Annotated in this window: 1 protein-coding gene; it reads right to left on the bottom strand. The window is 40.4% G+C overall.

The features are described 5' to 3' along the window. Positions 1-54 precede the first annotated feature (54 nt). A partial coding sequence (locus E1176_RS00810; protein WP_155208692.1) for a tetratricopeptide repeat protein occupies positions 55-1202 on the bottom strand: 1148 nt, incomplete at its 5' end.

Here is a 1202-nt window from a genome sequence, read left to right on the forward strand (position 1 = left end):
TCCTTTAGTTCCACTGTCAGATGGGTTTTATGTCAAAGTGGAGAATTGATCCTATCACAAATCCTTTAATTTATTTCTTGCACTTTTATGGGCACTTTGGCTCCTGCTCGCTTCTTTTTTCACAAGCTTGTAATATCTTTTAGCTTCTTTTTCATTTCCCTCTCTTTTGGCGATATCGCCTAGAGAGATTAAAGAGTATAAATAATAACCTGTATCTGTGGCCTCCACTTCCACACCAAAGGAAACAGCTCGCTCATAGTACTCTTTGGCTAAATCATACTCACGGGCATGTTCGTGAATTTGTCCTAAAAAGAAAGCTGCATACCTTCCACTTGTAGCTTCGTAACCCAACGCACTACTATCAATTTTTGCTAAAATAGTCTCTGCCACCGGTTTTGCCAACTTATATTTTCCTGTTGTATATAATGCACGTGCATAATACCGATGAAAATAAGGATTATCCGGATAGGTTTGATGTAAATACTCAGCGATCTGTAAAGCCTTCTGACGCTCATTTTCATAACTATTCCAAATGCGCATGAGGAAAACCTGAGCCTCTGTTCGTGTATAAAATGCGTTAAATGAAACTTCTTTGAGCTGTTTAATGCCCAGATCTTTATCTCCTTTGGGAAAGAAAGCCAGAATAGGTTTTAGCAATGGATAGTTTTCAGGAACCCACACAGAAAAATAATTGTACAAGGCATCTCCAAACAGTAACTCGGGGCTTAAATCGTGCATGCCTTCACTTTCCTGCATATACTTCAATGCATTTTTACCCGCTACAGCCGCTTTTCTCCAATTTCGCCTTTCCTCACTTGAATACAACCTACCCTGAAACCCATAAGCTGCTGCCAAAAAGAATGCCCCCTCCACTTCATGTTTTGGCATTTCGTGCAGGTTTTCAGAGATCACAATTACAGTATCCATGTAGGCGAGAAACTTTTCATCGTACTTGGTCTCATTTATATTGGGCATAATCTTCCACCACTCACTAAGGCCTAGTAAAAAGTAAGGCAGCGGATGCCAGCCGTATTTCTGTTTCAACCAACGAAATTGCTTTTCGGCCTTTTCAAACTTAAAATTATATAGGTCGTTCATCGCCTCGCTAATCTCAATCTGCAGCTGCATATCTGCAATGAGGATGATGTGATCATCAGCCTTTACACTATCCTGGTGAGCACCATAAGATGGTAAAGTTGCGG

The organism is Fulvivirga aurantia (genome assembly GCF_009711475.1).
Classification (GTDB): Bacteria; Bacteroidota; Bacteroidia; order Cytophagales; family Cyclobacteriaceae; genus Fulvivirga; species Fulvivirga aurantia.